The sequence below is a fragment of the Kaistia sp. 32K genome (assembly GCF_016629525.1).
Taxonomy (GTDB): domain Bacteria; phylum Pseudomonadota; class Alphaproteobacteria; order Rhizobiales; family Kaistiaceae; genus Kaistia.
In genome coordinates this window covers 4,500,898-4,524,940 of sequence record NZ_AP024269.1, presented here as the reverse complement: position 1 = coordinate 4,524,940, position 24,043 = coordinate 4,500,898, and the positions used below count along the sequence as shown (strand labels likewise).

General features: G+C 67.0%; 18 protein-coding genes. 7 read left to right on the top strand and 11 right to left on the bottom strand.

Going from position 1 to position 24,043, the window contains the following annotated elements:
- Positions 1-3 precede the first annotated feature (3 nt).
- A complete protein-coding gene (locus tag K32_RS20855; protein ID WP_244669662.1) occupies positions 4-456 on the top strand; it encodes a DUF1810 domain-containing protein in 453 nt (150 codons plus the stop codon).
- Between the two features lie 43 nt (positions 457-499).
- Here the strand turns inward: K32_RS20855 and K32_RS20850 are convergent, their stop codons facing one another.
- Complete coding sequence (locus tag K32_RS20850) at positions 500-2,041, bottom strand: mechanosensitive ion channel domain-containing protein (protein WP_201401352.1); 1,542 nt, start codon at positions 2,039-2,041, stop codon at positions 500-502.
- Between the two features lie 233 nt (positions 2,042-2,274).
- Positions 2,275-2,553, bottom strand: a complete 279-nt coding sequence (locus K32_RS20845; RefSeq protein WP_201401351.1) for a DUF1344 domain-containing protein — start codon at positions 2,551-2,553, stop codon at positions 2,275-2,277.
- A gap of 720 nt (positions 2,554-3,273) precedes the next feature.
- Here K32_RS20845 and K32_RS20840 point away from each other — a divergent pair.
- On the top strand, positions 3,274-4,044 hold the full coding sequence (locus tag K32_RS20840; RefSeq protein WP_201401350.1) for an SDR family oxidoreductase: 771 nt from the start codon (positions 3,274-3,276) through the stop codon (positions 4,042-4,044).
- A 62-nt stretch (positions 4,045-4,106) separates the two neighbouring features.
- Here K32_RS20840 and K32_RS20835 read toward each other — a convergent pair whose 3' ends face one another.
- Both K32_RS20835 and K32_RS20830 read right to left on the bottom strand, forming a co-directional pair.
- Positions 4,107-4,937 (bottom strand): SDR family NAD(P)-dependent oxidoreductase, encoded by an 831-nt coding sequence (locus tag K32_RS20835; RefSeq protein WP_201401349.1) that lies wholly within the window; start codon positions 4,935-4,937, stop codon positions 4,107-4,109.
- 106 nt (positions 4,938-5,043) lie between these two features.
- Complete coding sequence (locus K32_RS20830; protein WP_201401348.1) at positions 5,044-6,012, bottom strand: alpha/beta hydrolase; 969 nt, start codon at positions 6,010-6,012, stop codon at positions 5,044-5,046.
- A 381-nt stretch (positions 6,013-6,393) separates the two neighbouring features.
- Between K32_RS20830 and K32_RS20825 the strand changes: the two genes are divergently transcribed.
- From K32_RS20825 to K32_RS20805, 5 genes are all read left to right on the top strand, one after another.
- Positions 6,394-9,171, top strand: a complete 2,778-nt coding sequence (locus K32_RS20825) for a PAS domain-containing protein (protein ID WP_201401347.1) — start codon at positions 6,394-6,396, stop codon at positions 9,169-9,171.
- A gap of 146 nt (positions 9,172-9,317) precedes the next feature.
- Positions 9,318-10,865, top strand: a complete 1,548-nt coding sequence (locus K32_RS20820; RefSeq protein WP_244669661.1) for an ABC transporter substrate-binding protein — start codon at positions 9,318-9,320, stop codon at positions 10,863-10,865.
- The gene (locus K32_RS20815) at positions 10,853-12,448 is read left to right on the top strand and encodes an ABC transporter ATP-binding protein (protein WP_256434761.1); all 1,596 of its coding nucleotides are present in this window, start codon (positions 10,853-10,855) and stop codon (positions 12,446-12,448) included. The genes K32_RS20820 and K32_RS20815 overlap by 13 nt, the downstream gene beginning before the upstream one ends.
- Positions 12,445-13,263 carry an ABC transporter permease gene (locus tag K32_RS20810; RefSeq protein WP_201401344.1) on the top strand — a complete coding sequence of 273 codons (819 nt, stop codon included), beginning with the start codon at positions 12,445-12,447 and terminating at the stop codon, positions 13,261-13,263. Before K32_RS20815 ends, K32_RS20810 begins: the two co-directional genes overlap by 4 nt.
- A 1-nt stretch (position 13,264) precedes the next feature.
- The gene (locus tag K32_RS20805; protein WP_201401343.1) at positions 13,265-14,254 is read left to right on the top strand and encodes an ABC transporter permease; all 990 of its coding nucleotides are present in this window, start codon (positions 13,265-13,267) and stop codon (positions 14,252-14,254) included.
- On the opposite strand, the gene K32_RS20800 is transcribed toward K32_RS20805, so the two are convergent.
- The 7 genes from K32_RS20800 to K32_RS20770 form a co-directional block, all read right to left on the bottom strand.
- Positions 14,225-16,057, bottom strand: a complete 1,833-nt coding sequence (locus tag K32_RS20800; RefSeq protein ID WP_201401342.1) for a PAS domain-containing sensor histidine kinase — start codon at positions 16,055-16,057, stop codon at positions 14,225-14,227. The genes K32_RS20805 and K32_RS20800 overlap by 30 nt on opposite strands.
- 72 nt (positions 16,058-16,129) lie before the next feature.
- Positions 16,130-16,768: a response regulator transcription factor gene (locus tag K32_RS20795; RefSeq protein WP_244669659.1), complete on the bottom strand. Its 639-nt coding sequence runs from the start codon at positions 16,766-16,768 to the stop codon at positions 16,130-16,132.
- Positions 16,769-17,180: 412 nt separating this feature from the next.
- A complete protein-coding gene (locus K32_RS20790) occupies positions 17,181-17,987 on the bottom strand; it encodes an ATP-binding cassette domain-containing protein (RefSeq protein WP_201401341.1) in 807 nt (268 codons plus the stop codon).
- 2 nt (positions 17,988-17,989) lie between these two features.
- The gene (gene fhuF, locus K32_RS20785; RefSeq protein WP_201401340.1) at positions 17,990-18,703 is read right to left on the bottom strand and encodes a siderophore-iron reductase FhuF; all 714 of its coding nucleotides are present in this window, start codon (positions 18,701-18,703) and stop codon (positions 17,990-17,992) included.
- Positions 18,700-20,622, bottom strand: coding sequence for a Fe(3+)-hydroxamate ABC transporter permease FhuB (gene fhuB, locus K32_RS20780; RefSeq protein ID WP_244669657.1), 1,923 nt, complete (start codon positions 20,620-20,622; stop codon positions 18,700-18,702). The genes fhuF and fhuB overlap by 4 nt, the downstream gene beginning before the upstream one ends.
- A gap of 72 nt (positions 20,623-20,694) precedes the next feature.
- On the bottom strand, positions 20,695-21,591 hold the full coding sequence (locus K32_RS20775; RefSeq protein WP_201401338.1) for an ABC transporter substrate-binding protein: 897 nt from the start codon (positions 21,589-21,591) through the stop codon (positions 20,695-20,697).
- Positions 21,585-24,002 (bottom strand): TonB-dependent siderophore receptor, encoded by a 2,418-nt coding sequence (locus K32_RS20770; RefSeq protein WP_201401337.1) that lies wholly within the window; start codon positions 24,000-24,002, stop codon positions 21,585-21,587. The genes K32_RS20775 and K32_RS20770 overlap by 7 nt, the downstream gene beginning before the upstream one ends.
- Positions 24,003-24,043: the final 41 nt, after the last annotated feature.

The window sequence follows — 24,043 nt, the reverse complement described above, 5'->3', positions numbered from 1 at the left end:
CCCATGAGCGACGAATACAACATGAGCGATGAATATAATCTGCAGCGTTTCGTCCTGGCACAGGATCTTGTCTACGAAGACGCGATCGCAAGGCTGCGGCGTGGCGCGATGTGCACGGAACATATGGAGCTGATCTTCCCGAGGCTGATGTCCGGGTGCGACGACGGTTCGATCGAACCCTACGCCATCGCGTCCCTGGACGAGGCCAACGCCTACCTGTCATCGCCGCTGCTCGGAGGGCGTTACCGCGAATGCGTCGGCGCGCTGCAGCGGCACGCCGATCTGAGCGCTCGCACTGTCTTCGGCGAAGTGGATGCGCGGAAGCTGCATGCCTCCCTCACCCTGTTCTCGGCCGCGAGCGACAACGAGTTTTTGCTGGAGACCCTGTTCGACGTCTGGTTCGGCGGCATACTCGACGAAGCGACGATGAACGCAATCCGGCAGATCTCGGGGTGATCCGGCGATAGCGCGTCACCGAGGCGGCCCGGCATGCGGATCCCTATGCGTCTTCATCGCTGGCTGCCTGATGGCGGGATCGTGCCCTGCGCCGGAACGGCGCCGTGTGGAATGCCGTCCGGATGGCGTTGAGCAGCGCCGGCCTGGAGTGTGCGTGCGGCTCTGGGCGGATGTCCGATCCCCCGGCCGACAGTCTGGCGGAAAGGACCGTGGCGAGGTCCTCTGCCAGTTCCGGCCGCTCGCGCAGCAGCGGCGCGACGCTCTCCTGGTCGATCTCGTAGACGTCGACGTGGCTCATCGCGCGCAGCGTCCGCGTCTCGCCGACGCCGGCAAGCAGGCCCGCTTCTCCGAAGAAATCGCCCGGGGCGAGATGGCTGACATCCCTTGCACCGGATCCGCCTTCCTCGTCCTCGCGGACGATCACGCCCGTCCGAACGATCATCAGGGACGGCAGCATCTCGCCCCGGCGCGCGATGATGTCGCCCTTGCCATAGGCCCGGATCGTCGCCGAAGCCGCCAGCGTTGCCGTTTCATCCTCCGTCAGCGTCGCGAAGATCGGGATCCCCCGGATCAGTTCCAGCGCGGTGAAGGGCGCGGCCCGTGGTTCCCCGGAACCGGGCGGCGCTTCCAAGACGATCGAAGCCCGGGGCGGCAACGCCAGCGACAGGCCGGCCGACCGCGCGTGACGGTAGATGAGGTCGTAGATCTCATTTCGCGCCTCAACCCGCCGATCCAGGTTTGCGACGCGAAAGGAGAGCTCGACGTCGAGGCCGAGGGCGTCCATGCCTTTGAGCATGACGAGCGGCGGCGGCTGCTTCAGGATCGAATCGCAGCTCGCCAGCACGGCCCGCATCACCGCCTCGATGAAGGCCGGATTGTGGGTCGGCTCCAGTCGCACCAGGCAGGACACGCCGTGGCTCTCGTCGGGGCGACTGACATTGGTGAGGGCGAGCCTGGCGAGAAAGCTGTTGGGCAGCACCACGATGTTGTTGGCCGCGTCGAGCAGATGAGTCGAGCGCCAGTTGGTCTCGACGACGCGGCCCTCGGTTCCGTCGTCGAGCCCGATCCAGTCGCCCAGCCCGTAGGGCCGGCCGAGATTGAGGGCAATGCCCGAGAAGACATCCCCGAGCGTGTTCTGCAGCGCCAGTCCCAGGATGACGGCAAAGACGCCCGATGTCGCGATCAGCGTGCCGACCGGCACGGCGAAGACGAATGCCAGGATCGACAGCAGCGTTCCGGCGTAGACGGCGCCGACGACGATATCCTGAAGCAGGCGCGCCTCGCGCGGCTTTCGCTCGAAGACGATGTAGATGCGAACGAATCCTATCAGCGCCCAGGCGAGGTGCAGCCACCAGAGCACCTTGGCCGATCCGATCAGGATCGTCATCGCCACGGTTCCGTTGCCGGATGATGCTTCATAGGGGACGACGGCTCCGTCCAGCAGAAGCGCCGACATCGTCAGAAAGAGGACGATCTGGACGAGCAGCCGCGCATTGGCGCGATGTCGCGGAAGGACGTGCCAAACCACGATTCCGGCGAGGCCGATCAGCACGATGTAGAAGGAGGACGTATTCCACCACGGCATGACGGAACCCCGTTGGGCTGGCGGACGGCCCTCGCATTCCGTGTGCGCCGTGAGGCGCGGCATCCTTCTTCGGGACACCGCGCCGTCACGGGCTGCAAGCCTCGACCAGGCGTGCGGCGAGGGAGCTGCCCCCAGAGCCTTTCATCGCTTCATGGAAACGATGAAAGGCTCTAACTATCGGTTTGGTCGCGTTTTCTTGACGCGAAACGGTATCAGCTTTGCTCGAAAACGCTCTAGTCGATATCGATGTTGTCGCGGATCGACGGATGCGGGTTGTAGGTGTTGATCCCCCGCGCTCCGTTGTGCGAGACGCCGATGCGATCGCCGGGCGTGAAGCCATAGAGGCGGCCCGGATTGTCGAACTGGAACGTCTCCCCCGACTGCAGGGTGAGCGTCCTCGTCCTGAGGTCAATGGAGGTAACGATGCCCTTGGTCTGCTCGGCTGCAACCGCAGCCAACGAGCAGGATAGGATCAGGATGGCAGCGCCGCCAATCGACGTAATATTCATCATGGTCGTAACTCCTCTTGCGTGATGGACGATCAGATCGACGTCTTTCTAGGAAGAGTGTCGATCTGTCATAATATTTATCTCTGTATATTTTGAATTTTATCTATACGTTGGGCCGGGAGGGTCTAGCTCTCCTTCTATGACCTATCGACCTGGGGCTAGGGCGGGAGAGGCGAGGTCGCATCCCGGCCGCCGGCCCGGAGCTCCGATGGCGGCGGGCCTATCTTTTGGCTGGGGCGAGGGCGACCTACGCATACCGTCGGGCCGGCAACGAACACCGGTGGCGGCCAGGGAGCGCCCCGGAGCGCATTTCACCAGACTTCGTCTACGAACCGCAGTGCCTGGCTGGACCCTCGCGTCCTGGCGGGGCCCGGATTGCCATGTCTGGAAGCAATTCCGTGTGAAGTTATTCGTCTATACGTATCGTGTTGTATGTATATGTGATCGTATTATTAGATCTATACTTTCGAATAGACGAATTGATGGGCCGTCCCGGCTAGTCTTGGTGTGAGCCGTGTCAACCGGACGAGACAGAGATGACGAATGCAGAGGTTTTTCCGGTTTCTCTCTGCAGCCAACGAAATGGCAGCCGAGCGTCCCACCTGTCCGGCTCTCGATATGCCGGCGAGACCGGTTCGCCATGCGGCGGCCAGGGTCCCAGCCCACGGCCCGGATCGGGTCCGGGAATGGGGGCGATCGATCCACCGCTTGAGGAGCAAGCCGATGAAGATCGTGATCATGGGCGGTACGGGCCTGATTGGTTCCAGGCTCACCGCCGCGTTGCGGGCCGGCAATCATGAGGTGATCCCGGCATCGCCCTCCATGGGCGTCGACGCCGTCACGGGCGAGGGGCTGGCCGCCGCCCTGCATGGCGCCCGGATTGTCGTCGACGTCTCGAATTCGCCCTCGCTGCGAGAGGATGTCGCGCTCGAGTTCTTCAGGACTGCCGGGCGGAACCTCCTGGCGGCGGAGGAGGCGGCCGGCGTTCGCCATCACGTGGCCTTGTCGGTCGTCGGCGCCGATCGGCTCGCGGAAACGGGGTATTTCCGGGCGAAAATGGCGCAGGAGAACCTGATCCGGGCCTCCGGCATTCCCTATACGATCCTGCGGTCGGCGCCGTTCTTTGAGTATCTCGGCGGGATCATCGAGACCGAGGCGGAAGGCGGCGTGCTTCGCGTTCCGCCGGCGCATGTCTGTCCGATCGCCGCGGAGGATGTCGTTGTGGCGCTTCGGGACGTCGTTCTGGGGCGCCCGCAGAATCGCGAACTCGCGGTCATTGGGCCGGAAAGCCTCGGCTTCGACGAGATCGCTTCGCAGCTTCTGGCGGCCAACGAGGATCCGCGCGCGGTGGTCGCCGATGCCGGGGCTTTGTATTTCGGCGCCGTTCTGCGGGACGATACGCTGGCGCCGCGCGGCCATCCGCGTCATGGGACGACCCGCTTCGGCGACTGGCTTCGGCTCTATGTCGCGCAGGCGCTTGCCCCGGCGTTTTAGCGGCGGGCGCAAGAAGCTGCCTGCGCGTGGGTTTTTGGCGCCGGAACCCAAGTCCCGGTCGCTCAGGCGATGTCCGTCGACCGGCTCACTTCCGCCCATGCTTCGGCGAGCCGCGTGCGCTCGCTCTCGGCTTTTGCCACCCGCGCCAGGGCGTCGCTGCCGAGGATCAGGTGCTCGGGCAGATCGTCCCGACGGGAAAGGTCGAACAGCACCTGAGCGACCTTGGCCGGATCGCCCGGCTCATTGCCGGCGACGTTCTCGGTCATCTTCATGATCATGCCGATCGTCGGCTCGTATTCGGGCAGCAGCGCGGGAACATGGCCGCGGGCGACGCGGGTCCAGTTGGTCCGGAGGCTGCCGGGTTCGATGGATATGGCCCGGACACCGAAGCCGTGGACCTCCTTGGCGAGCGACTCGGTGAAGCCGCTGACGGCCCATTTGGCGGCGCTGTAGGCGCTCGAGCCGGCGCCGCCGAAGCGGGCGGAGCTCGAGGCGATGTTGAGGATGTGGCCGGAGCGTTGCCGGCGCATGACCGGCAACGCCGCACGGGCAAGGTTCACGACGCCGAAGAAGTTGGTTTCGATCTCGGCGCGGAACGCTTCCTCCGAGGTCTGCTCGAAGGGCGCGAGATGCGCGTAGCCGGCATTGTTCAGCAGGACGTCGAGCCGGCCGAACCGCGTCAGTGCCGCCTCGACCGCGGCCTGCGCCGCCCCGGCATCGGTCACCTCAAGCTCGTCCAGCAGGATCCGGTCGCCGTATCGGGCCTCGAGATCGGCGAGCCGCTCGACGCGCCGCGCCGTGGCGACGAGACGGTCGCCGCGTTCCAGGACCAGTTCGGCGGTGCTGCGGCCGATGCCGCTGGCGGCGCCGGTGATCAGCCAGACTTTGCTCATTTCGTTTCATTCCTGTGATTGCGCCGCTGGGCGGTTGCTTGCCCGCTTCGGGACACCGGCAAAGGCGGCGGCGGATCGTCCGGATCCGCCGCCGGCGATCGGGGGATCAGCTCGCAAAGACGAAGCGCAGATAGCCCGTCGCCTGGCCGATGGCGCCGCGCACGGCGGGCGTCATGGCGAGCGCGTTGAGCATGACGAAGTCATGGATGGTGCCGTTGTAGCGCACCGAGGTGACGCGAACGCCGGCTTCGGCCAGCTTGCGGCCATAGGCTTCGCCCTCGTCGCGCAGCACGTCGTTCTCATCGACGATGAGAAGGGTCTGCGGCAGGCCGCTCAGCTCGTCCTTGCTGGCATTGACCGGCGAGGCGTGGATCTCGGCGCGCTGGTCGGCCTCCGGGATGTATTGCTCCCAGTACCAGGCCATCGCATCCGCCGTGAGCCAGGGGCCGACCGCGAACTGCTCGTAGGAGCGGGTCGACCGGGAGGCGTCGGTGACGGGATAGAACAGCACCTGCGCCTTGAAGCTCGGACCCTTGCGCTCCTTGGCGAGCAGCGTGATCGCCGCCGCCATGTTGCCGCCGACGCTGTCGCCGGCAATCACGATGCGATCGCCGTCGACCATCAGCTTTTCGGCATTGGCGGCGATATGCTTGGCGACGGCATAGCCCTGCTCGATCGCGACCGGATAGCGCGCCTCGGGGGAGCGCTCGTAGTCGACGAAGACCAGCGCCGCGTTGGCGCCGACCGCGAGCTCGCGGATCAGCCGGTCATGCGTGTCGCGGTCGCCGAGCACCCAGCCGCCGCCATGCATATAGACGATCACCGGCAGCACGCCGGTGGCGCCGGCCGGGCGAATGACGCGGATGTTGGTGGTGCCGGTCGGGCCGATCGGCAGGGCGACGTCCTTGATCTGGACGTCGGCGAGTTTCACCTCGGCCGCCTTCTGCACGTTCGACAGAACGGCGCGGGCCTCGGTGGGCGAAAGCGTCTGGATCGGCTTGCCGCCGGTCAGGCCTTCGACGAAGGCCTTGGCGGTGGGCTCCAGCGTGGGCGAGGACGAGATGGGCTTGTTCATGTCGGATCCTATGGAGTTGGTTGCACGCGAGCGGTCGCCGCTCGGCCTCCATTTGGCGGCCTCGGCCGTCGCTCGGCCATTGGCTCTCGGACGTGCTCGGCTACTGCCGAAGGCGTAGAAACCCTTCGGATCAGTGCATGAACAGGCAGACCGGCGGCGAGGAAGCGCCATGCCTCCGGAGCAGGCGGCGCCGGGCGGCGCGGGTAGGCGCCTTGCGCCGTTTCGCCGTCGCCGCTTTCCCGGATGGCGATCGCCGGAATGGTCCCGGAGGCGGGCGTTTTACCTGTCCGTTTTGATCCTATACCATCGCACAGGTGTCGTTCCGGAAGGCTTCGACTAGCCTGGTAAGCTGTGCCCGCACAGCTGGATGTTGGAGGAGAGATGCAGGAACTTTCCGCTTTCTCCGCGGGCGACCCGCGTGCCGGCGTGGACATCGACCAGTACAGGAAGACCGAGGCGGCCCTGCGTGAGCGGGAGCACGAGCTTTCGCAGCTGGTCGACATGGTGCCGAGCCATCTCTGGCGTCTGACACCGGATGGTGAACCGACCTTTTTCAACAAGCGCATGGTCGACTATCTCGGTGTCGACGTCGCCGATGTCGGCAGGCCCGGCATGACCCGCCTCGGGGCGCTCATCGCCGACACCGTCCATCCCGACGATGCGCAGGCTTTCCACAGCGGTATCCATCACGCGCTCGCCACCGGAGAAAGCTTCGCCCTGCACTATCGCTTGCGTCGCCGGGATGGCGTCTATCGATGGATGTCGAGCCGCGCCGAGTCGCTGCGCGACGGCGGAGGGGCGATCATCCAATGGTACGGCCTTTGCCACGACATCGACGACCAGATCCGGGCCGAAGCGGCGGTGCGGAACAGCGAGCAGCGTCTCCAGCAGATCGTCGACACCGTGCCGGTGGCGATCTGGAGTTTCAATTCCGAAGGCAGGATCACCTACGTCAGCAAGCGCAACCTCACGCATCTCGGTCTGACCGAGCGGAACTTCGAGGACTTTGCACGCATCTCGCAGGAAGTGGTGCATCCCGACGATTCGCCCGCCGCGCTTCGCGCCAGTGCCGAGGGCTTCCGGACCGGCAACGCCTTCTCGGCCCGCTATCGCCGGCTTGTGAACGGTGAATATCGCTGGACGGAGGGACGGGCAGAGCCGCTGCGGGACGCCGCCGGCGACATCGTCGAGTGGTACGCCGTCTCGATGGATGTCGACGACGAGGTCCGTGCCCAGGAGGCGCTCCGGCAGCGCGAACGCGACCTCCAGGCGCTGGTCGATACCGTCCCGGTGCAGATCTGGTGCACCACGCCGGCCGGAGAGCCGGCCTACATCAACAAGACGATGGCGGATTACATCGGGCTCAGGCTGGAGGACTTCGATGATGCCGGTGGCCTGGCCGCGGCGATCAAAGTGCTCGTGCATCCGGACGACCAGGCGATCTTGCAGGCCGCGCTGTATCGCTCCTTCTCCACCGGCGAACCCTTCGAGCTGAAGTATCGCAATCAGAGGCGGGACGGCGCGTACCGATGGACGGCAGGCCGGGCGGCGCCGCTCCGCGACGAATCCGGCGCCATCGTCCAGTGGTTCGGCGTGTGCGTCGATATCGACGACCTGGTCACGGCCGAGCAGGCGCTTCGGGGCCGCGAGCAGGAGCTTTCGCAACTCGTGGACATGGTGCCGGGCCTGCTCTGGCGGCTCAGCCCGGAAGGTGAGCCGCTGTTCTTCAGCAAGCGGATGATCGAGTTCCTCGGCCTCGATATCGGCGATTATGACCAGCCGGGCATGAACGGGCTGGCGGCTGCCATCGCCTCGCTCGCCCATCCCGACGACATCGAGCGGCTCAGCCAGGCGCTCGAACGCTCGATCGCGACCGGCGAGCCCTTTGCCCTCAATTATCGCCTGCGTCGGGCCGATGGGGTCTATCGCTGGATGGCCGGTCGTGGCGAACCGCTCCGCGACGAGAGCGGACGGATCGTGCAGTGGTACGGCCTCTGCCACGACATCGAAGACCAGTTGCGGACCGAGGAAGCACTGCGCGAGAGCGAGCAGCAGCTGCGCCGGCTCGTCGACGCGCTGCCGACCCAGATCTGGGCGGCGATGCCCAATGGCGAGCCATCCTATCTCAACCGCCGCCTGGCCGAATATGTTGGCCTGACTCTCGATGATTTCGACGTGCCGGGATCCTCGCGGCTGCAGGCCGCGATCCACGGTTCCGTCCACCCAGATGACGCCGCCCGCGTCGGCGACGCGCTCGGTCACGCCTTCACGACCGGAGAGCCGTTCGCGATGAAGTACCGCCAGCGGCGGGCCGACGGTGTCTTCCGCTGGATCAACGGTCGGGCGGAACCGCTGCTCGATGCCAATGGCGCGATCCAGCAATGGTACGGCGTGAGCTTCGACATCGATGACGACGTGCGCACGCAGGAGGAGCTGCGCCGTACGCGGGAGCGGCTGGCCGTGGCTTCGCAGGCGGCCAGCCTTGCCGAGCTCTCGGCCTCGATCGCGCATGAGGTGAACCAGCCCCTGGCGGCCGTCATCGCCAACTCGCACGCGTCGCAGCGCTGGCTTTCCGCCGATCCGCCCAATCTCGAACGCGCCAGGGTCGTGGTCGAGCGCATCATCCGCGACGCCAATAGCGCGGCGGATGTCGTCGATCGCATCCGGGCGCTGTTCAAGCAGGCGCGGGACGGGCGAAACGCCACGCAGCTTGACGGCGTCATCGCCGAGGCCCATGCCCTGCTTGCCGAGGAGGCGGCGCGGCGCAGCGTCCGCATCAGGGTCGAGATCGAGCCGGGCCTGCCGCCGGTCGAGCTGGACCGCATCCAGATCCAGCAGGTTCTGATCAACCTCCTGCGCAACGGCATCGAGGCCACCGCCGCGATCGCGGCCGACCGCGCGGTGGATGTGCGCGTCCGCCAGGCCTCCGGCATGGTCCAGATCGTCATCGGCGATAATGGACCCAGCACCGAGTTTTCCGAGCGCATGTTCGAGCCGTTCTTCACCACCAAGGAGTACGGCATGGGCATGGGGCTCGCGATCAGCCGTACCATCGTCGAGGCCCATGGCGGCCGGCTATGGGCCGAACGCAATGAGCCGCAGGGTGCGCGATTGAGCTTCACGCTGCCCCTGGAAGCGAAATACGGGACGGGACCCTGACACACCCGGGGCCGCCCCTGGCCCAGGCCCTCCAAAACCACGCCTTTGGGATAGGTCGAGGGTTACTTTCGTTTGGTGGCTGACGTCTCGACGTCACGCTAGCCTCATCCCTCGCGCCGCTATTGGGCGCAGGAATGGAGAACGAGATGGCGTGGACCGGTTTGGGCAGGGCGGGGCAAACATTCGGACGGCCCCTGCTGGGGCTTGTCGTCGGTCTGATGCTTCACCTGGCGCCGGCCACGGCGCAGGAGGTGCTGCGCGTGCCGCTGGTGGTCGATATCGGCACGTTCGATCCGGACAACGGCCTCGAGATCGGCGCGATGAGCGCCATCAACAACGTCTATGAGGGGCTGGTCGAATACGCGCCCGGGACAACCAGGATCGTCGGCCGTCTCGCCAGGGACTGGGAGGTGTCCGCGGACGGACTGACCTACACGTTTCATCTGGTTGACGGGGTGAGGTTCCATGACGGCACGCCGCTCGACGCGACGGCGGTGGTGCGCTCGTTCGAGCGCCGCCGCAGCGACCAGATGGCCCTCGGCTATTTTCTCGCCAATGTCGCGAAGCTCGATGCGCCCGACACACGGACCGTGGTCGTCACGCTTGCTCGCAAGCAACCCTCGTTTCTTGACAGGCTGGCCAGCGCCTGGGGTCCCAAGGTCATCAGCCCGAAGGCGCTCGCCGAGCACGAAAACGGCGACCATGCGACGACCTGGCTCAACGAGCAGGCGGTCGGGACCGGGCCCTTCAAGCTTGCCGAATTCAGGCGCGGCGAGGGCTATGTGCTCGAGCGCAACGACGACTACTGGGGCCCCAAGCCCTATTTCAGCCAGGTCCGGATGCCGGTGGTGCCTGACATCAGCCAGCAGATCCTGCAGTTGCAGGCAGGCGAGATCGATGCCGTGCCGGACGGGTATCCCGTCGAACAACTGGCGAACCTGCCGGCAGGGATCGAACTCACGGCGGCTCCGAGCATGACGCAGTTCGAACTGTTCCTAAAAGCGGGCACGCCGATGGACGAGCCTGAGGTGCGCAAGGCGGTGCTGACGGCCATCAATCCGGCCCTCTGGATGAAGGATGTCTTCGGCCCCTACGGCCATCTGTCGAAGTCGCTCTATCAGAACGTCATGCTGGACCCGGTTCGCCCGGTGGAGTTCCCGACCGACTTCGAGGCCGCCAAAGCGGCAATCGCAAGGCACGGCGACGTGCAGCTGGTGATCGGGGTGCAGAGCGAGGTCACGAGCTATACTCGCGTGGCCGAGCTGATGGTTGCGCAGCTGGCGATGATCGGCGTCAAGGCCAGCGTCAACGTGCTTCCGCTGGGGGCTGCCTATGTCATGAAGGGTGATCCGAAGGCGCCCGACATGCTGCTCACCATCGCCAATCCGGACGCGGCCCATCCGGAAAACCAGGCCAAGACCTATTTTACGGGGGACGCGGCGCTCAACTTCTATGGCCGCTCCCTGCCCGCGGCTGATGACATCGTCGACGAAGCCGGGCAGTTGACCGATGTCAAAAAGCGCAACCTGCTCTACGAAGCGGCGGGGCACATGTATTTCGACGCCGGGGTGGTCATCCCCCTGGTCGATGTGGACGACATCGTGGTGCACGCCAAGGGCCTCACCGACCTCGGTCTCCGGCCGGCCTTCCCGCAGGGCAACATCGATTTCAGCACCGCGCGATGGGCCGACTGAAGGTGGCTGAACCCGCTCTCGCCATCCGCGACCTCTCCGTCGTCCTCCACCGGGAGGGGCGAGGCGTGCGGATTCTCGATCGGGTCAGCCTCGAGGCGGTGCCCGGCGAGATCGTTGCGCTGGTCGGCGAAAGCGGCTCGGGCAAGTCGACGCTGGGGCTTGCCGTGCAGGGTCTGTTGCCGGCAGAGAGCCGGCCCGTCGTTACGGGGTCAATCCGCGTTGCCGGGGTGGAACTCGTTGGCGCGGCGGCACGCCAGCTGCGGGCGGCCCGCCGATCGCTGGTGCGGGCCGTGCCGCAGGATCCGATGGCGGGGCTCAATCCGACCATGACCATCCGGCGGCAATTGGCCGGGTCGACCCGGGACGCCACCGCCATCCGGCACTGGCTGGCCCGCGCGGGCCTGGCCGATCCCGACCGGATCGCCGCCGCCTACCCGCACTGTCTTTCAGGCGGCCAGCGCCAGCGTGTCCTGATCGCCATGGCCATGATGGCGCGGCCGAAGCTCATCATTGCCGACGAGCCGACGACGGCGCTCGACGTCACCACGCAGGCGCACATCCTCGAATGGTTGCGGGAGCTCGCCCGCCAACAGCAGACGGCCATTCTGTTCATCACGCATGATCTCGGCGTCGCGGCTTCCCTGGCCGACCGCATGGTGGTGCTGGAGGAGGGACGCGTCGTCGAGACGGGGCCGACGCGCGCGATCCTCGATCGCCCGACGCATGCCGGCACCCGAGCCCTGCTCGCCTCGCGGTTCGATCTGAAATCGGACCGGTCGAGGCCGGTGCCTGTCGGGTCGGCCTTGAAGGCATGGCCGGTCTGCGCCGCCGTCGAGGCTGCAACGGCGCTGCGGCTGTCGGGAGTGCACAAGAGCTATGCGAGCGGAGCCCGCACGCCCTGGGGGCGCCGCCCGCAGCCCGTGTTGAGCGCCATCGACCTGACCATCCGGCGGGGCGAGTGTCTCGCGCTGGTCGGCGAGAGCGGCGCCGGGAAATCGACCATCCTCAGGATCGCCGCGGGCCTGGTCGCGCCAGACCGCGGCGAGGTCGTCCGGGCGGACCTCAGGCCGCAAATGGTGTTCCAGGATCCGGCATCGGCGCTGACGCCGTGGCTGACCATCGGCGAGCAAATCGGGGAGCGCCTGCGCGGCAGCGGGCTCGCCGCGGCCGAGCGCGACCGCAAGGTCGAGGAGGCACTGGGGTTAGCGGGGCTCGATCCCGCATTGGCGCGCGCCCTGCCGGCGGAACTCTCGCTCGGACAGTGCCAGCGCGCGGCGATCGCCCGCGCCATCATCGTGCCGCCAAAGCTGCTGCTCTGCGACGAGCCGGTCTGCTCCATGGACGTGCCGCTCGCGGCGACCATCCTGAACCTCCTCGGCGCGCTGCGCCGCCGGCTCGGCATGGCGATGCTGTTCGCCACCCATGACCTCGCCGCCGCGCGCCTCGTCGCCGATCGCATCGCGGTTCTGCGGCATGGACGGCTGGTCGAGCAAGGAGACCCCGATGCGCTGATCGCCGCGCCGGCGACCGAATACACGCGCGCGCTGATCGCGGCCGTACCGAAGCTGGAGAATTGCCAATGAGCAGGCAGGCATTCGTCGATCGGGCCGGCTGGCTCGGCCGCATCGGTGTTGCCGGCGTGCTCCTCGTCACCCTGATTGCGCTGCTCGCCCCCTGGTTGACGCCCTTCGATCCGCAATTGCGCGTCGCCGGGGCCTTCCTCCCTCCCTCGGGCGCGCACTGGTTCGGCACCGACGAGATCGGCCGCGACCTGTTCTCGCGCATCGTCATCGGCGCACGCTCTACCTGGCTTCCGGCGCTGGCGGTCATCGGTTTCAGCCTCGTCCTTGGTTCGATCATCGGCGTGATCAGCGGGGTGGCCGGCGGCTGGACCGATCTCATCGTCCAGCGCGTCATCGACCTCTTTCTCGTCCTGCCTTCGATGCTGGTGGCGCTGGCCGTGGTCGCGGTTCTCGGCCCGGGACTGACCAACATCATGATCGCCCTCGCGATCTTCTGGTGGCCCTGGTACGCGCGGATCTCGCGCGACGAAATTCGCCGCCTGGCGGTGCGGCCGCATGTCGAGGCCGCACGTATCGCAGGCGTGCGGACGCCGCGCCTGCTGGTTCGCTATCTGCTGCCCGGCGTCGTTCCGGCGCTCCTCGTCGTCGCGACCATCGATGTTGCCAACGTCATTCTCACCATGTCGCTGATGTCGTTTATCGGCCTCGGACAGCCGGCTCCCGCCGCCGAGCTTGGCGCCATGACCGCTCGCGCGCTCGAGAACCTCACCGCTTACGGGTGGCTGCCGATCCTGCCGGCGGCGACGATTTTCGTCATGTGCCTCCTGGCCAATCTCGCCGGCGACGGCCTGCGCGCCGCGCTTCGAGGGGCCTGACATGCCGTTTTATCTCGCGAAGCGTATCGCCGGCCTCGTGATTGTGCTGCTGGCGATGAGCTTCATCGTGTTTTGCCTGCAGAGCGTCATTCCAGCCGATCCCGCCCGGGCCATCGCTGGCCCGAGCGCGCCGGTCTCGACGGTGGAAGCCATAAGACAGCGACTGGGTCTCGATCAGCCGGTCCTCGCGCAATATGGCCGCTTCATCGCCCGCGTCGCGCAGGGCGACCTCGGCACCTCGGTGCGGACACGCCAGCCGGTGACGGCCGATATCCGCAAGTACCTTCCGGCGTCGTTCGAACTCGGCCTCGTCGCCATGGCGATCGGCGTGGCTCTGGCCTGCCTCTTGGCTTTGCTGCAGGGTACCTTTCCGCGCCTGGGTCTGGTGCGGCTCGGGATCCTTGCCGCGGGATCGGCGCCGATCTTCTTCTCGGCGATGCTGCTCGTCTATTTCTTCTGGTTTCGGCTCGGCTGGCTGCCGGGAGCCGGGCGCCTCGGCATCCGGAATTTCTCCGGCCCGACCGGCCTCAACCTCGTCGATGGCCTGCTGACGGGCCGGCCCGAGGTCAGCCTCGATGCGCTCTCGCACATCATCCTGCCCGCGCTGGCGCTCGCTGTGCCAATCGCCGTCGCGGTCGGCCGCAGTCTCGGCGGCGCGATGCACGAGGTGATGCAGCAAGGCTATATCCGTACGGCGCGCGGCAATGGGCTGGGCGAGACCGCCGTCCTGCTGCGACATGGCCTGCGCAATGCCGCCGGCGCGCCGTTCGCCATGATCGGCCTACAGGTCAGCCTGCTGTTCGGCAACCTGCTCATCGTCGAGCGCGTCTTTGCCTGGCCCGGGCTCGGCCTCTACATGCTGCAGGCGTTCGCGAGCGCGGATCTGCCGGCGGTGTTGGGGGTGTCACTGATCTTCGGCGCCATCTACATCCTGGTCAATATCGGCGTCGAGATCGCCCAGTCACTCGCCGACCCGCGCATCGGTCTCTGAGCCGGAAAGCGGCAGCGTGAAGGAGACCGTCGAGCCCCGGTCGACCGTGGACCTCGCCGTGATCCGGCCGCCATGCGCCTCGACGATCGACCGGCAGATGGCGAGACCCATGCCCATGCCGTCCGCCTTGGTGGTGTAGAAGGCATCGAAGATGCGCTCCGGATTGGGAATCCCCGGGCCGCGATCGCCCACCTCGATCTCGATCGTTTCGTCATTCCGACGCCGCGAGACGATCTGCAATCGGCGTTCCCCGGGGGGCGTGCCCTGCATCGCCTCGATGGCGTTGCGGATCAGGTTCAGCACGACCTGCTCCACCTGCACATGGTCCGCGTTCACCAGCGGCAGGTCGGGATCGAGCGCAAGTCCGAGCCGAACATTGCCCGAGATCAGCCTGTCGATCACCAGCTCGGTCACCTCGCTGATCACGCCGTTGAGGTCCACCGGGCTGCGACCGGGCGTCGTCTGGGCGAACAGGGCCCGGATCCGCCCGACCACTTCCGCTGCCGCGTTGGCGTCGCGGATGATCTTTTCGGCGGTGCGCCCGGCGCGTTCGTAGTTCGGCGGGCTGGCGTTGAGCCAGCGCTGGTAGGCATTGGCATTGGCGACCACGGCCTGCAGCGGCGAATTGAGCTCGTGCGCGATCGAGACCGACAGCTCCGACAGGCTCGCCGCGCGTGAGGCCCGGGCCAGCCGCTCGTCGGCGAGGCGCAGCGCCTCCTGCGCGCGCACCTCGTCGTCGATGTCGATGTTGACGCCGTACCAGCGCAGGATCGTGCCGCTCTCGTCGCGCAGCGGCTCGACGCGCGAGTCGATCCAGCGGAACTCGCCGTCCTTGCGTCGCAGACGGCCCTTGAATTGCAGCGGCTCGCCGGTCGCGATGGACCGCCGGAACGCCGCCGCGACGCCGGCGCGATCATCCGGATGGATCATGCCGGTGTGCGTATTGAAGTCGTGGCCTTCTTCCGCGGCCTCGCTGCCGGGCTCGATGCCGGCCCAGTCGACGAAGCGCTTGTTGAAATAATAGGGCAGCGCCTCCGGCGTCAGCAGGAAGATCATGGTCGGCACCGTGTCGACCAGCAGGCGAAGCTCGCGCTCGCTGGCGCGCAGCGCTTCCTCGGCGTTCTTCTGCTCGGTGATGTCGGTCGTATGCCCGTACCAGCCGGTGATCCGTCCGCGCTTGTCGCGCGACGGGACGACCGTGTCGCGAAACCACCGATAGACGCCGTCGCAACGGAGCACCCGTTGCTCGTCGATCAGAGGCTCGCCGGTCCGCAGCGCGTGGTCCCAGTTCGCGCGGGTCCGCTCGATATCATCGGGGTGGGTCCACCGCTCCAGCGCGTTGGGCTCGATCTCGATCATCCGGCGCATCGCCTCGGGCGTGACGCCGATGAAGGCGAGCACGGCCGGGTTGACGAACCGGATCCGCCCATCGGGATAGGCGGTCCAGCCGAGCCCGGGGATATCGGCGACCAGCCGCTGCGAATGCTGATCGAGCACATCGTAGAGGCTTGCGGACCTGAAGATCTGGACGAGCAGCCATATCGCCGCCGCCGCGCCGAGATACACGCCGAGCTGGACCAGGCTGTCCGGGCCAAGGGGCAGGTTCCAGAACACGATCGCGGCCCAGAAGCAGCCGGTGACGGCGATGGCGCCCAGCCCTTCCTGCCAGCCGAGCCAGATGCAGAGCGCCGCGACGGCGACCAGCAGACCGGCCGGCTCGAACGCCAGCAACGCCACCACAAGTCCCGCGACACAGAGGAACAGCGCCAGGCTTCGGTGCAGTATCGAAGGGGTTACTTCCATCGGCTGCCTCCCGGGGACCTGGCGCGCCGGCCTTGCGATTTGTCGGTTTGGGAGCTTGGAAACACCAGCGGATCAGCCGTTGTTCGACCGGATGTCGTCGGGCAGCGATTGCCACGCGCCGAAGAGATGGGCGGTCGAAGGGGCGTTCATCTTCTTCATCATGCTGCTGCGATGCAGTTTGACGGTGACCTCGCTGATCTGCAGCTCGAACGCGATCTGCTTGTTGAGGGACCCCTTGACCACCGACCGGAATACCTGCCGCTCGCGCGGCGTCAGCGTATCGTAGAGTTCCACATTCCGGCGCGTCTCGTCGGCCGCGCGCCGCTGCTCGATGTCGGTCGCGATGGCTCTCGAGATGGCATCGAGAAAGGTCTGGTCGCGAACCGGCTTGGTGAGGAAGTCCACCGCGCCCGCCTTCATCGCCTGAACGCTCATGGCGATGTCGCCATGACCCGTCAGAAACACGATGGGGGTGAGGATGCCGTGTTCCACGAGGCGGTGCTGCAGATCGAGACCGCTCAGCCCGGGCATGCGGACATCGAGCACGACGCAGCCGGGCCGATCGGGCAGCTCCGCCTCGAGCAGTTCGGTCGACGATGAAAAGGCGATGGTGTCGATGCCGACCGAGTTCAGCAATTCGCCCAGTGCCTCGCAGACGGCGGTGTCGTCATCGACCAGGATGGCAATCGGATCGTCCGCGGTTCCCGCCATGTTCGTGTCCCACATATCGACTGCTCCGGCAGGCGCCAGCGTGACAGGAAGATACACAGCCCCCTCGCCGAGTTGAGCTATACGCGGGGATAGGTGCTGATCCGACGCGGAGCGGCGCCGCGAAGACGGCCGTCCCGCCAGAAGGTCTATGCTGGACGAAATCCGTGAAGCCTCGCGGGTGCCGTCAACGCGGCCGGCACGTTGATCGGGCGACAAAGGACATGCCGCGCATCGTCGTCGCACGTCGGCTGCCGGAGGCTTGATCGAAGCCCTCCGACGTTGTGTCTTCAGCTCGATCCCGAAGCGGTTAACTTCATGACATTGTTTGGTTTTAGCCACTTGCGGGATGTGGGGAGCGGCTTTTTGGGCTTGGCCACGGATCGTGGCGGTCCTTTGGCCTTCCTCCTCCCGGTCAGCCGGGTAGGGCGATCGGCTTTCCTGACGCCGGATGGGGCAGGACGTTCATGTCGATGCCGTAGATCTGGCGCAGCGTCTCCGGGTTCATGATCGCGTCCGGCGGGGCGTGCGCGACGACCTTGCCCGAATGCAGCGCGAGGATTTCGTCGCAGTGTCGGGCTGCCATGTTGATGTCGTGCAGGACGGTGACGACTCCCAGCCCCTTCTCATGCGCGAGGCGCCGGACGAGCGCGAGGACCTCGATCTGGTGGGCGATGTCGAGCGCCGAGATCGGTTCGTCCAGCAGCAGGCATTCGGCGTCCTGCGCGATCAGCATGGCAATCCAGGCGCGCTGGCGCTCGCCGCCCGACAAGGTATCGACGAGCCGGCCGGCCAGCGGCGCAAGATCGGTGAGCGCGATCGCTTCCGCCACTTTCTCCCGATCCGTCGCGCCGAAGCGTCCGAGCGCGCCGTGCCAGGGATAGCGCCCGAGCGCGACCAGTTCGCGGACCAGAAAGCCCGGCGCGGCAGGGGTCTGCTGCGGCAGGAAGGCGACCCGGCGGGCGAAGGCCCGGTCGCCCCATTCCGACGGGGGGCGGCCCTCGAACCGCACCTGGCCCGACGTCGCCGCCTGCTGGCGGGCGAGGATCTTCAGCAGCGTCGACTTGCCGGAGCCATTGTGGCCGATCAGGCCGATCATGCGACGGGCCGGCAACGTCAACGTCAGAGGCCCGAGCAATTGCCGTCCTTCGACGGCAAAGGATATCCCGTCGAGAGCGAAAAGCGGAGACGCGTCGTCGGGCCGCGGCGGTCGAGGGGACATGGTCAGGTTTCCTTTCTCGCCTGCGCGAGCGGGCAGCTCTTGCAGTAGCCGAGCGTCTCGATCAGGTAGCGCAGGCAGCAGACCCGGCGCCGCCGTGCGCCGCCGACATAGCGGATCGGCTCGAAGAGCGGGTTCCGGCTGCCGTCCGGCCGAAGGCGGGCGGCAAGCAGCGCTGCGCCCTGCGCGACGCCGGGATGGTCGGCTCCCAGCGATGCCTCGCATTCGCGCAGGACATTCTCGGCCACATTGCCGGCATTGCTCCAGAGCACCTTTTCCGGCAGGCCGCTGGTGGCGCGGATGGCGCCAATCAACGGCGCCAGATGTTCCTCCGTCACCCGGGCGAACCGCGCGGCGGCGCTCGCCGGCGCGAAGCGGACGATGTCGGGACCGAGGCGGATGGCGGCGGTGTGCCCATCCTCGTCGAGGACGACGCCGATCCGCTCGAGTTCGACCGGCAGATCGAGATCGGCGAGAAGGTTCGCGGCCAGAATTGGCACCAGCAAGGTCGAGAAGTGCCATTTCGACCATTGCGTCGCGATCGCGGCCTTGTCGCCACCCGGGTATTTCCGGCCGAATTGCTCGAGGATGGGCCGCAGACGCTCCGGGTCGAGCAGGCTTTTGCCGGCAAGGAAGGGGCGCGGGTCGCTCTCCGGCACGAGCTGGGCGCCGTAGCGCTCCAGGGATCCGCGGAACACGGGGGCCAGTGCCGGGATCATCGCCGGGCCACCATCAGGACGAAGTAGAGGCCGCCGAGACCGGTCGCCACGAGACCGGCCGGGATCTGCCACGGAAACGCGATGTTGCGGCCAATCCAGTCGGCGAACACCATCAGTCCGCCGCCGATCAGCGCCGCCGCATAGATCCGCGGCAGCGCACGCCGGAAGCCGAGCGTGCGCGCCATGTGCGGCGCCATCAGGCCGACGAAGGACAAGGGGCCGACCATCAGGGTTGCGACCCCGGTCAGCGCCGCTGCCATGGCGATGATGCAGAAGCGGCTCCTTCCGATCGGCAGGCCGAGCCCGGCAGCGGAGGGGCGCCCCAGCGGCAGGATTTCGAGCCAGCGCCCGAGAAGCGGCAACAGGAGCAGCGCGAGGCAGGCGAGGACGGCGACGGTGCGCGCATCGCCGGCCGTGACCGAATAGGTCGAGCCGGAGAGCCAGCCGACCACGCGCAAGACGCGCATGTCGCCCAGGAAGAGCATGACCGATAGCGCCGAGGCGAGCAGCGTCGCCAGGGCAGCGCCCGTCAGCAGCAATTGTTCCGGCGCAAAGGCGGAGCGCCGGCTGAAGTTCAGAACGGCGAACAGGACCAGGGCCGCGGCAAGACCGGAAAGCAGTATCATCGAGCCGCGGTCGAGCGCCGGCAGGAAGAACGTGGCCACGAGCAGGATCAAACCGGCGCCGGATGAAATTCCGAGCAGTTCCGGACTGGCGATGGGATTGCCGGTCAGCCCTTGCAGGAGCCCGCCCGCAACCGCCAGCAGGAGGCCTGCAGAGAGTGCGGCGACGATGCGCGGTAGCCGCCAGGGGAGCAGCGCGGCCAGATCCTGGCCGCTGGCAAGCTGCCATCCCCCGGTCGTTCGGCCGAGCAGGAGGGAGACCGCCAGCATCCCGACCAGCAGGGCGATCAGCAACGCCACGCCGATCCGCGTCGCGTTGCTGCCGGTGGAAATGGGCAGGCCCGGCAAGGCGGCGGGCGCGTGGTTGGGTCGAGCCCGGCGCAGCAGGTAGATCAGGAGCGGCGCGCCGAGGAGCGGCGTGACGGCGCCGGCCGGGATTTCCATGCCGCCGGACAGCAGCATCAGGCCCTGGTCGGTGCAGGCGAGGAGGCCGGCTGCGATCAGCGAGCCGGCGAGTAGCCGCTGGGAGAGGCGCCTGGCGCCGCCAAACCGCGCCATGGCCGCGCCGGCGAGGCCGACGAAGCCGATCACGCCTATCGTGCCGGCCACGATGGCGCTTGCCAGCACGGCGCCGGCGATGGCCAGCGCGCGGGTCGTGCCGAGGGAAAGACCCAGCCCGCGGGCTCCGGCGTCATCCAGCTCGAGCAGGGCGAGCGGCCGCAGTAGCGCCAGTGTCGCCACCAGCGCGATGGCGAGGCGCGGCAGGATCTCGACGACGCCGCGCCAGCTGTTCTGGACCAGGGAGCCGGATTCCCAGACATAGAGTTCGCCGAGCGCATCGAAATGCACGAGGATCAGCATCGATCCGAAGGCGCCGAGAGACAGCGACAGGATCAGCGCCGACAGGATCAGCGCCGCCGGCGAAAAGCCCTGGCGGCGGGCGAGCAGCATGACGATGAGGGTGGCCAACGAGCCGCCGGCGAAGGCGATCACGTCCCAGCCGGCGACGAGAAGGCCCGGCGCCCAGAGAATGGCGACGGCGAGCGCGCATTTGGCGCCTGCGAACACGCCGAGCGTCCCAGGCTCGGCCAGCGGATTGCGCAGCACCTGCTGGAAGACGACGCTGGCGAGCCCGAGCGCGCCGCCGCATAGCAGGCTCATCACGAAGCGCGGCAGCAGCGCATCGCGCGCGATGATCGCCTGCAGATCGGTCGGGTTGCCGAGCGACGCCAGCCATCGTCCGGCCGGAAGCACCTGCCGGAGGTTGAACGCCAGAAGCAGGGTGGCGATCGCCACGAGGCCAAGGCCAAGGACAACCGCCCGATTTCGGCGCTCGGCCTGAGAGAGGATCGCCTCAGTCATATCGCTTCAGTCATGGCGAGGCAGTCCGGCGACGAGTTGACGGGCAAAGCGGATCGCCGAGACGATGCCGCCGCTCGGATAGATGACGGGCATCTGGGTCACGCGTCCGGCGCGGACGGCGGGGAGAGCGTTCCAGAGTGCGCTGCCGTCAAGCGCGGCGAGCGCCCGCGCCGTCTCGGCGCCCCGGTCGAAATGCACGATCCGCGCTTCCGGCTCTCCGGCCAGCTGATCGATGCCGGCCGATGTCACGCCGGAGGCGTTGACCCGGCCCTGCCAGGCATTGCGCAGGCCGAGCTGGCCCAGCGCATCGCCGATCATGCCGTTGCCGCCGAAGATGGAGACGTTGCGTCCGTTTTCGGCAAAGCGGCAGACATAGAGCGGACGGGCGGTGCGATCCGTAAGGGCGGCTTGCGCGGCGGCGAGCGTCGCGTGCAGCCGCTGCGTCCACTGTTCGGCCTCTTCGGTTCGGTCGAAGAGCTCGCCGAGCGCATGGATTTGCCGGATGGCATTGGCGATGGCCGGCTCGGTCCTGGACAGGGAATCGACGGATACCAGCGGGGCGATGCGCGACAGAATGCCGAGGCTGCCGGCCTGCCAGGAGGCGAGCAGGATTGCATCCGGGCTCATCGCGCGCAGGAGTTCCGCATTCGGTTCGGTCAGGGGGCCGAGGTCGGGGGTATCGGCCGCGAGCGCCGGCTCCGCCACGAGGCGGCGATAGAGCGGGACATTGGCGACGGCGAGCGGGGTGACGCCAAGCGTCAGCGTCAGTTCCGTCGCGAACAGATCCAGCGATACGACGCGGCTGGATGTTGCCGCCCGTGCCGGGGCTCCCGACAGGACGAAGGGGACGGCGAGCGCCGTCCCCAGGAGCCTGCGTCGCGAAAGGCCCGGCCTGCTTACCATTTGTAGGAGAGCGTTCCGACGACGGACGCCGGCTCCCCGTAGCGGCAGCCATCCGTGCCGGCGCAGGTATAGAACTTCTTGTCGAAGAGGTTCCGCGCGTTCAGCGTGAAGTCCAGTCCGTTATATTGCTTGCCGAGCGCGCTGAAGTCGTAGCGAACCATGGCGTCGGCAAGCATGTAGCCTGGGACATCGGCGTCGTAGCCAAGTGTCTTGACGCTGTCGGGCATGCTGGTCTTGCCGACATAGCGCAGGCCGCCGCCGATGGAGAAGCCGTCGAGGCCCAGTTCGTCGAGCTTGTAGTCGGCCCACAGCGAAACGGCGTTGCGCGGAACCAGCGCCACCGCCTGGCCGATCTCGTAGCTGTTGGCGCTGTCGAGGATCTGGCTGTCGGTATAGGCATAGGCGCCGATGATGCCGAGGGCGCCGAACTCGGCGCGCGCCTCGAGCTCCAGTCCGCGCGAGCGCACCTTGCCGAGCTGGTAGGCGCTTCCCGTGGCGTCATAGCTGACGAGATTCTTCTGCGTCAGTTCGTAGATGGCGGCGCTGAGGAGAAGGTTGCTGCCATCGGGCTGATAGCGAAGGCCCGCTTCATACTGCAGACCCTCGTTCGGCTTCAGCGCGTCGCCGGTCCGGCTGTCGGCGCCGACCTGGGGCGCGAAGGATTGGCTGACGCTGAGATAGGGGGCGAGGCCGTTGTCGAAGAGATAGACCACGCCGGCGCGGCCGGTCGCCTTCTGGTCGTCCTGATCGGTGACCTTGCCATTCTGGTAGCTGGTCGACGTGCTGTCGGTCCAGTCCTGCCGGCCGCCAAGCACGAAGGCCCAGTTGTCGATCTTGATCTGGTCCTGCAGGTAGACGCCGAACTGGTTGCCGTCGCTGTCGCTGCCGCGGTTGGTCGGGCCGATGGCAGGGGAAGAACCGGAATAGACGGGATCGTCGATATCAAGCGGAACGTAGCCGGTGCCACGGAAACGCAGCGTGTCATAGCCGCGGCGATAATAGTCGATACCCGCGAGCACCGTGTGCTCCGCCGGTCCCGTGGTGAAGCTCTTCTCGAGCGAGGTGTCGGTGGTGAAGCCGTAGGACTTCTCATCCCGCTTGCTGGCCAGCCGATAGAGCGTCCCGTTGCTGGTGACAGGCGCTAGATTGGCCATCATGTAGTCCCACTTGACGTCGGACTGGTAGTAGCGGGCGGCATGGCGCAGCTTCACATCGTTCTCGAACGTGTGCTGGAGATCGTACCCGACCGTAAAGAGGTCGCCGACATAGCGGTCGAAGCCCGGTTCGCCGAGGAACAGGTCGCGCGGGATCCTGCCGGTGCTGACATCCTGGTAGAGCAGCGGCGCGCTGAACTTGGTGTTCACATGCTGGTAGCTGGCCTGCAGCGTCAGCGACGTTGCCGCATCCGGGCTCCAGGTCAAAGCCGGGGCGATATAGACCTTGTTGTCCGGCGTCTGCTCGACCCAATTGTCGGCATCGCGCACGAGGCCGGTGAGGCGATAGCGCAGCGAGCCGTCGGCGTTGAGGGCGTCGCTCAGGTCGAACGAAACCTGCTTGCGGTCATAGCTGCCATATTCGGCATTGATTTCGTGGAGCGGCTTGTCGGTGGGGCGCTTCGAGATGGCGTTGATGAGGCCACCGGGCGAGAGCTGGCCATAGAGAACCGAGGCGGCGCCGCGCAGGACTTCGACCCGTTCGAGGCCATACGGTTCCTGGCCGCCGTCATAAACGTTGGATTGCAGCTTCATGCCGTCCCGCAGCATGCCGCCATTGCCGGTCGCGACGTTGAAGCCGCGCATCATGACGTCATCGACCATGCGGCTGAAGCTCTGCGACTGCATGCTGACGCCGGGGGTGTAGGTCAGGGATTCGGCGAGCGATGCCGGCTTCTGGTCGGTGATCTGGTCCCGGGTCACGACCGAGACGGATTGCGGGGTCTCGAGGATCGGCGTGGCCGTCCCCATGCCCGAGGCATTCTGGGTCGCGACATAGCCGTCGACCGGCCCCCACGGGCTCTCGCGCTGACCTTCGACAACGATTGTTTCGAGAAGCTCGGTGCCTTTCGGGGCGACGGATGTCCCGTCATGCGCCGCCGAGGCAGAGAGGATGGTAACCGTGTTGGCGCCCGTGAAGCTGTAGCGCAGGCCCGAGGTGGCCAGCAATCGGGCCAGCGCCTGCTCCGTCGACATGATGCCGGTCACGGCCGGCGCGGTATTGCCGGCGGCGACCGCGGTCTTGTAGGCGATCTGCACGCCGGACTGGTCGGCGAGGGCGCGCAGCGCCCGGCCGAGCGGCTGGCTCGGAATGTTGAAATTGCGCGTCTGGCTGGCCTCAGCTTCGGCCCGCGATACGGGCAGTGCCGGCAGCATCCCCACGCCCAGCGCCGTGCTCATCAGCATCGTCGCCAGCATGCCTCGATGCCGGAAACTGGTTTGCCCTGCCCGCGTCTTCA